Source organism: Pseudomonas sp. GW821-FHT09H03 (genome assembly GCF_059415945.1).
Genome location: NZ_JBWKOF010000003.1, coordinates 399,701 through 407,504, shown reverse-complemented (window position 1 = coordinate 407,504; position 7,804 = coordinate 399,701). Strand labels below are relative to the sequence as shown.

The window sequence follows — 7,804 nt, the reverse complement described above, 5'->3', positions numbered from 1 at the left end:
GAAATACAAAACGCCCGATGCAGTGCATCGGGCGTTTTGAGACTGAAACAGGTGTAAACCTATTTCAGGACTAGACAGTAGGAAAACTCTTACTCACACTCTCAGCAAATGCAAAAGCTCCTACAGCAACCCCAGATCCATCCGTATTGATCAATATTTGAAACGTCCCTAAGCTCTACTTAGGTGCCTAAGAAACGCCCAACGTAGAAAGCTAGCCAATTACACAGACAAGTAGTCACCCCTGGTGATTTATCTTACGGCTGCGTGTGGCTTTTTGCTCGTTGGAGCTTCTTATGTCCACTTTACGTTGGGGTTAAGCCCGCCATAGTCCAACGTAGAGGTAATGGATATGCCTGAGTACAACCATCTCGTCACTCTCCGCATTGTGGGGATCGGTTATGTCTGATCTCTTCTCTGTAACAGCCTTCACCCGCCACAACCTTCCTCTCCACGCCCTCCTCCTGGAAAACCAACCATGGTTTTGTGCCCGCGATATCGGACGCTTGATGGGTTTCTATCTAAGTGAGCGCATGGTCAACAAACTAGACAAAGACCAGTACCGCTCGCTGTGGATTGAGTATTACCGGCAACCGGCAAAGCAGATGATGCTCAGCGAGTCCGGTGTGTACGCGCTGTTGGTGTATCACTATGCGCCAGGAAATCGCTTGCTGCGTGAGTGGATCACTCATCAAGTGGTGCCGGCCTTACGTGATGCAGAGCAGCCAGAAAATACCGATCGCCCTTTGTTGAGTTTGCTCGAGTGGCCAGAAATGTCTCTGAGCCTGCTGCAATGGCGGGATGAGCCCTGGATTCGATTGCGGGATATGCCTTGTTTACTGCTGGGTCAACAGCAAACGTCATGGTGGCGGAAGGTTTCGCAGTTTTTCCTGCTTTAACAGGCCTCGCAAAAAGGGTGCAACCTTCTGCACCCTATTCTGATCTTGCTAGTCGAACGTCCAATCGACTACCCACTCGCCGTCTGTAACCACTGAGATTGCAGCGGCAATCCCTCTGGCCCGCCAATCAAGATGCCCTGTTCCAAATCAAATGGCAGCACCCAGAGCTTCAGTTGTGGAGCGAACTCGAACACCTGCAAGGGGGCATCAAATGCAGCTTGTCTTGGGTAGATCAGCACCAACTCCCCATCACCTAATAAATACCTATGACCATAGGCGAACAACTGATAAAAATCCGATTGTTTCAATCCGTAGTTTTTATTCTCTCCGGAGGAATTCAGCCGCTTCCATTTTGTATCGAGTACCCAGCTTTTCTGCTGATGGTGGATCATCAGGTCCGGCCGCAACTGAAAGAAATTTTTACCCTTATGCCGACACAGATGCTCACTATGCGTCTGGGTGACCAGTCGAGCATCGTGAAATAGATCCCTATCTAGGCTCGCAGCTACATAACGCTCAAATAGCTTTTCCATAGGGAATAACAAGCTCATGCCGTGCCAATCCCCTGCGACCGCTAAAGGCATCTGCTGCTTGATGATCAATTCGCACCATGGCCTCACTGGTACGTAGTGCGCCATCAGTCGCTCGTTACTCCATTGTTTGAAATCGTGTTGCGCGTTACGACTTGTCGGTACTTCTAACAATATACCTCTTAACTCATGCGCTAGTCGCCAGTTAAGAGGCTCTTTGGTGGCTTTGCAGACCTGATCTAACGCGAGTTTAAGTAAGCGATTTTCCGGGCGGTCGGGTAAGAAAATATCGTGGCGTATCTGAAAATTGTGCTGACGCCCAGGTGGCTGCCGCATTTGCTTGACCACATCCAACTGACCACGCAGAAAGCGTTGTTCTTCCTCTACCCGCTGGTAATCGAAACGCAGCCCTCGTTTGATCAAGTGATCCAGAGCCAATAAAAATCGACCCATGATCCATTCGCTCAACGGTGCATCGAAATCTTGTAGATCCGCCGCACCGACTTCGCGGGTGGGCAAATTTAGGGAAGCTTGGATCATGCGTCTCAGCAACGCTCTGCTTTGCTTGATGCAATCCTCTCGCTCGAAATGCTTGGGAAGAATCTCAAGGCGCGTACCACAGGGCGTTTCCAATACGCCAACGTAGTTGTCGAGCTTGAGTAAGCAACGGTTTTCGAGTTGGACCAGCCCTGCCCCGGCTTTGCTGAAAAAAGCACTTAACCTGCATAACCAGTCAAAGGCTGAAACTGATACCTGAGCAAGATCTAACGTTGGCACGGCGACGTTATCCGTCGTCAGCCTCGCGTATTCGCGAACCGTGACGATGGGTTTCACGCCGTCACGCCTTTCAGTGCTCGGATAACTGCTACACCAAGTTGACGAGTATTTAACTCACGACCGCTTGAATAGTGAGTTGTCACGCTATGCTCCGCCGCAAGTTCACGCAGTAAGGGCTTGGAGGGACGAATGACTTTCCCACCCTGTAAAACTTCAACTGAACCACTTTCAAGCTGACGAACTTGGATATCGCCTTTTTCAGCTTCGATAGAGTCTTGCAGCTTTGGAAGTACCGCCTGATGATCAATGATCCCCCAATAGGACTCGATCCGAGCAAAGGCTTCTTCATTGATCATCCATTGGTTATTTTCGTTACTGAATGCCACTTCCTCGCCAAACAACAAATCGGGTTTGAATGGTGGCTGTTCGATAAAGCAATTCTCAGCGGATTTACGATGATCGTTGAGTACCCACTGAATTCTCTGCCAATCTTCGAAAAAGTACTCCTGCAAAAGCGGGAGAACCTGCTCACGAAAAATTTGTCCCAATCGCTCCAATGTAGAGTCACTATCTAAGGGCATAAAATAAGCATGTCCCAGACAATGATCTCGATCTAGCAGCATTTCGATTCTCTGATTCATCACCTTTAGAAGTTGACCAATGCAAAGTCCACCCACGGTAATATTTTCCAGCAGTTCAGGCTTAGGCGGCATTTCGCGAAAAGTGAAACGACGACGCAATGCGATATCTAGGCCAGATAATGAACGGTCAGCGGTATTCATTGTGCCAATAAGATAAACATTGCTTGGAATACTGAAATGCTGCTTCGAGTACGGCAGTGTCACTATCAGAGCCTCGTCTGCTCCCGCCCGCTTAGAAGGCTCGATTAACGTGATCAACTCACCAAATATTCGTGAGATATTGCCGCGATTTATTTCGTCGATGATCAATACGCGGGCATCATTTCGCGGAGGTATTGCCGCCCTTGCCGGGCGTGTGCTCGACGCCTCCAGCAATCGCTCCACCAAGGCAGGCAAAATATTGAGATAACCATTGACCAGATGCGGATCCAGTTTGGTTTCCGGTACTTTTTTAAAGAGAAGTCGATTACGTATATCTGCAATCGATAAACGGCCTTCTCTCACGTAGCCTGCAAGCGTACTCAAGATACTCATACCTACAGGCAACTGATTACCTTTGGGCTTGCTTAGCTCCACTATATCGTCGGAAGCATGAGTTACAACGTATCCAGTTCCGAAGCTTTCACCCAGCTTAAACAGCCCATTCAAGCCAAGCTCTTCGGTAACAACCGGAGATTTAGCCCCCAGCAGTTGAGCAAGTTTACTCCGGTCCAACGACCCAGAACTTAGTTCGTAAAGCGTGCGTTGAGTGAATTTTCCGTTCATAAGCTGATCATGCGGCAAGGACGGCTCATAAATTCTTAGCCATTTCACCGAACGGCATTGACCGTATTCGAAGCCTTGATCTTCGCGGTTTAAGCAACGGTACTCGCCAGTCACCTCACCAATCGCCCGAAACTTTGTATTACCCTCGGTCACGACCAGCAAATCGCCAATTTTCATTTTCAGTAGAAAGCTGTGAACAGCGGTAATCCCATATGCATTTTGAGGTAGAGTTTCACCTGCCTCTGCGAAGCGTTGGGCTATGTCCTCTCTGCTCTCGCATCCACTGAAATCAATGTTCCCGCCGTAACCAAGCAAGGCGTAATTGTTGTCTTTGCACTCATCAAAAATGTACGCATCGCCTCCGTGAATGTTCCCCAACGACATCTTCCAGACACGACGTCGCTCAATGTCCATAGGCGCTGGCGCTTGTTGGGTGACTTTTGCGCTGGCAGTGGTACACAAATTTTTGAACACACCATCGACAACGTCATAGCGCAATTGCCCGTCGTCTCCGCTTTCCGCGCGCAGTCCTTCGACGAAGTCTTCGTAGCTGAAGCTTTGATGAAATGTGACGAATTCGACATGTCCATCCGCAGCTAACTCATCAAAGCGTTTTTTCAGTGCAGCTCGGTTTTCTTTGTTGGTTTGAAGAAACTCCGGAGCAAGGATTTCTAGCGCCGCCTCGATAGTGGCGAAAGTCTTCCCGGTACCAGGTGGGCCAAACAAGATCTGATTGAGTGCGGGCGAAGTCATCGAGTCGCTATCCTTGGCTACATGAGCAAAAAATGGGCATTGCGTGGTAGCGGCTCGATCAATGTCGGTAAGTGGTGATAGGAATCAGAACCCGACGATAGAAACAGGCTACAGGCGCAGGAGATTAATCCTACAACGGTAACTACATTGGCATCACGGGTAAAGCAGTACAGAGAAGCGGTTCTGCTGCGGAGATTGGAAGCATTCGACCACTACTCATCAAGCAGAAGCTCCATGGGCGAACTCCACGGGGGACTCCGGCGACGGATTTAGCTCATGGTCCATATCCACCAACGCCATCGCGAGCAGACTCGCTCCCCGCAAGCCAGCCACATAGACACGACGATGAAGACTCGGTGATATCCAAGAGATCTCTTTGTAGCTATTGCTTCGAATGCGCCACCACTGGAAGCTGGTCACCTAAAGAAACTGGAACCCACCATGAAATTCGACCTCGCCTACTGCCTCAGCCTCGACGAAAAACTGTCGATCTATGACGTACGCGATCTGAATTTCGACGAAACCATGGCGTTCGATTCCGCAAAGGAACACTTCCAGTGCCCCAACGATGCCTGCCGTCTGGCCTTCGATGCCGCGAATGAACTGGGAACCTTCAACGCCAAGAACGTGAATTACGTGCGAACACCGCACTTCAAGAACCTGCCGAGCACGCGGCATGTCGAGGGCTGTCCTTATGTCAGTCTGAGGACGCCAGCATCGGGCGCAGAGGTGGATAGTGCGGAAACGGCTGACAGTCGCGAGGAACATTTTCCGTCGGAGTTGTTACTGACCCGGCGTGCGTATGTGCGTAAGCCGTCACAACCGGCGGTGGCTGCAGATGTGCAAAGGGATGAGCCTGCAATACCTTCAGCGAACAGCGACACCGAGCATCCCGCCCACCCTTCGGCGCCGGACAAAACCAGCATCTTCGCCCACCCGGTGGAGTGCTTCGTCTCCAACTTCGAAGACAAAGACTTGCTCAAGCGCATGCCACTGAAGATCGGCGAGCACACGGCGCCCTACGCTTCCTTCTTCAAAAAGATCGAATACCTGCAAGACAACAAGGGCCTGATTTACTGGGGCAAGATCAAGCAGATCAAGGATTACACCCAGAGCTTTCGCATCGATTTCGAGAAGAAGGTCTGGTTCGAGAAGAAGCCTTACTCGGTCAATGTTTACCTGAACAAGAAGCTGATCGACACCTACCGCAAGCGCAAGGCGTTCCTGGAGGAGATCAAGCACGCCATAGACAGTGGGCGGGAGTTGTATTGCTTTTTTTATGGGGTGACGCCGGAGTTGAAGCAGGTGCCGAGCAAGAAAAACCCCGAGCAGACGTTTGGGGTGTTCAGTGCCAACATCGAGAACCTGGATCACTTTATTGTGCGCGAGGCTCCAGGGCTTACGGGCTGACGACTGCTACGATTCATGCGTTTGTCGTAGCTGGTCTTCAAGCGCCCGGATTTCCCTTTTCACTTCCTTGCGTCGCTCAAGAGCGGCTTGAACACGGGACTCATCAAGGCCTGCGTATCGACGCAGCCAATGAGCGACCATCTCCTCATCCGGGTAGTAATAATCCTTGTGCCCCTTGCTGCTTCGAGGCGTGTCATTCATATCGCTATCGAAGCGTCCAGCTGAAAACTCGTCCGTAACCGTCCGGCCAAGTCAGCCAATTCTGCGAAACAGCGGCAGTCGTTTACGACTACAGCCCCAGCCGCGCCGGTGAGCATGCTCGCAACTTCCCGCAAGGCTGGAAGGGCAAGCTGGGCTGCGATGATTTTGGTGGTTACAAGGCCAGCCTCGAACTGCATGCCACCAACAAGAGCCTGCTCGCAGAGCTAGCCCTGCGCTACATCCAGTTGCTTTACGAAATCGAAAGTGAAATCCACGACCTGGAACCGGATTTACGCCGTCGAATACGGGAAGAAAAGGCTGTGCCTGTGATGGAAGCAATGCATGCCTGGATGATCGCCCAGCGCGATCTCATGCCCGAAGGTTCAGCGATCAGCAGAGCACTGGATTACAGCCTGAAACGCTGGGCAGCGCTGTCGCTCTACCTCGATGACGGGGCGGTGCCCATAGTTTGGGAAGTAACGGATACTGAAGTTTCGAAACCTTGCCACCCATGAAGCTGTTTCGAGACGATCAGCAACCGGTTCCCCACGCCGTCCGTGGACGCAACGCATTGACCCTGCTCATTCCAAAACGCGCTCTGCCCAGCAGCAGCCCACCCACCGGTCGGGCCGCCATGATTCGCCATGAGCACGGCCATTCCATGACGCTTTGAGCAGTTCTGCAATAGCGAGCTATCGCGTGAATAACCAGTTTCACCGATGAGCACACTAGCGGCATACAACTGCGCGCCTTGTTTTGCAGCGTGTGATGAATGTTCCGGGTGACTGAAATCAGCACACACCGATAGGGCTATGGGTAAGTCGGCGATAAGCATCAAATCACCCCCATTACCCGCACTAAAGAATTGCTCTTCGCCAGGGTGTAAATGCTGCTTGGTATAGACACCAATCGAGCCATCTTGGTGGAGTATGAAAGCTGCAATTAGCGGTTTGTCATAACCGGGTAGGCGCAACGGTAAACCCACTACCGTGGTCATGGAGGCTTCCCGCGCAAGGTGTCGCAAGGGGGAGAGAAGTGGGCTATCTATATCCTGCGCCAAGGCTTCAGCCAAGGTTGGTTCATATCCTGTGAGCGATAACTCGGGAAAGAGTAATAGCCCCACCCCCTGCTCGCGGGCGTGCTGCATGAAATCCATGTGCAGCGTCAGGTTGGCACTGATATCGCCAGCACGAACGGCGCATTGGGCTGCAGCAAAAATTGGTGCCGACATGAGCGTCTCCAAAAAGAGCACAATCCTAACGTGGCCCCGATTTCCACGCCACAGCGCGTTCCCTGGGGTAAAGCGCATGGTCGCGTTTGTAGAAGACATATTACGATCTCGTCGACCCACTCAAGCTCATAAGGTTGGCGAACGGTTTCCGAGATGTAATCCCGCGCTTCTTCACTGAGAACGGATAGCTGCGCCTCGGTGAGCAAGTCATGCTTAACCATCAAGCTCAAGCCTCTGAGCGCACTGGAACGGGATTGGCTGTTCGCGTCGAAGGCGCGGTACATGTCCTTGTTACGGTCCTGGATCAAACCGTAGAGCATGCCATATCGAGCATGAGCTGAAAGCGCCCCATGCTGGGCGATTGCCTTGGCATCGGCAAGAACCCCCTGACAAAAACGATCGAGGGCAATCTGGCGAAGCGCCTTGAATTTTCTCCAGTCACTTTCAGCAATCGACATGACGTCCTCCTTCAAAGATTTGGACATCGGCACGCTGATTGTTGCGAAAAAACATGATGAACCAACCCTCATTTTCACTTCGGGTCCACATGCTCCATTTCGCCATCAGGGCGACATGACCGCTCGTCAGGAGCAAAGACGC

5 protein-coding genes and 3 pseudogenes are annotated in these 7,804 nt (G+C 51.6%); 3 read left to right on the top strand and 5 right to left on the bottom strand.

Annotated features, from left to right (window positions below; translation table 11 throughout):
* Nucleotides 1-398: 398 nt before the first annotated feature.
* Nucleotides 399-896 (top strand): BRO-N domain-containing protein, encoded by a 498-nt coding sequence (locus AC07OG_RS06780; protein WP_060539726.1) that lies wholly within the window; start codon nucleotides 399-401, stop codon nucleotides 894-896.
* 68 nt (nucleotides 897-964) lie between these two features.
* On the opposite strand, the gene AC07OG_RS06775 is transcribed toward AC07OG_RS06780, so the two are convergent.
* Nucleotides 965-2,260 (bottom strand): McrC family protein, encoded by a 1,296-nt coding sequence (locus tag AC07OG_RS06775; RefSeq protein ID WP_495066515.1) that lies wholly within the window; start codon nucleotides 2,258-2,260, stop codon nucleotides 965-967.
* Complete coding sequence (locus AC07OG_RS06770; protein WP_495066514.1) at nucleotides 2,257-4,362, bottom strand: DUF8426 domain-containing protein; 2,106 nt, start codon at nucleotides 4,360-4,362, stop codon at nucleotides 2,257-2,259. The genes AC07OG_RS06775 and AC07OG_RS06770 overlap by 4 nt, the downstream gene beginning before the upstream one ends.
* Nucleotides 4,363-4,803: 441 nt before the next feature.
* On the opposite strand from AC07OG_RS06770, the gene AC07OG_RS06765 reads away from it, so the two are divergent.
* Complete coding sequence (locus AC07OG_RS06765; RefSeq protein WP_495066513.1) at nucleotides 4,804-5,772, top strand: hypothetical protein; 969 nt, start codon at nucleotides 4,804-4,806, stop codon at nucleotides 5,770-5,772.
* Nucleotides 5,773-5,778: 6 nt separating this feature from the next.
* Here AC07OG_RS06765 and AC07OG_RS06760 read toward each other — a convergent pair.
* Nucleotides 5,779-6,021: pseudogene (locus tag AC07OG_RS06760) on the bottom strand (DUF6933 domain-containing protein); the annotation flags it as partial.
* A 5-nt stretch (nucleotides 6,022-6,026) separates the two neighbouring features.
* Between AC07OG_RS06760 and AC07OG_RS06755 the strand changes: the two are divergent.
* Nucleotides 6,027-6,440 (top strand): annotated as a pseudogene (locus AC07OG_RS06755) (IS66 family transposase); the annotation flags it as partial.
* Here AC07OG_RS06755 and AC07OG_RS06750 read toward each other — a convergent pair.
* Nucleotides 6,413-7,204 (bottom strand): carbon-nitrogen hydrolase family protein, encoded by a 792-nt coding sequence (locus AC07OG_RS06750; protein WP_495066512.1) that lies wholly within the window; start codon nucleotides 7,202-7,204, stop codon nucleotides 6,413-6,415. The pseudogene AC07OG_RS06755 and the gene AC07OG_RS06750 overlap by 28 nt on opposite strands.
* Nucleotides 7,205-7,305: 101 nt before the next feature.
* Nucleotides 7,306-7,662 (bottom strand): annotated as a pseudogene (locus AC07OG_RS06745) (hypothetical protein); the annotation flags it as partial.
* Between the last annotated feature and the right edge of the window lie 142 nt (nucleotides 7,663-7,804).

What these genes read in the sequence shown, in the direction of transcription:
- AC07OG_RS06780 (WP_060539726.1), top strand. Translation starts at nt 399, where the DNA reads ATGTCTGATCTCTTCTCTGTAACAGCCTTCACCCGCCACAACCTTCCT.
- AC07OG_RS06770 (WP_495066514.1), bottom strand. Translation starts at nt 4,362, where the DNA reads ATGACTTCGCCCGCACTCAATCAGATCTTGTTTGGCCCACCTGGTACC.
- AC07OG_RS06765 (WP_495066513.1), top strand. Translation starts at nt 4,804, where the DNA reads ATGAAATTCGACCTCGCCTACTGCCTCAGCCTCGACGAAAAACTGTCG.
- AC07OG_RS06750 (WP_495066512.1), bottom strand. Translation starts at nt 7,204, where the DNA reads ATGTCGGCACCAATTTTTGCTGCAGCCCAATGCGCCGTTCGTGCTGGC.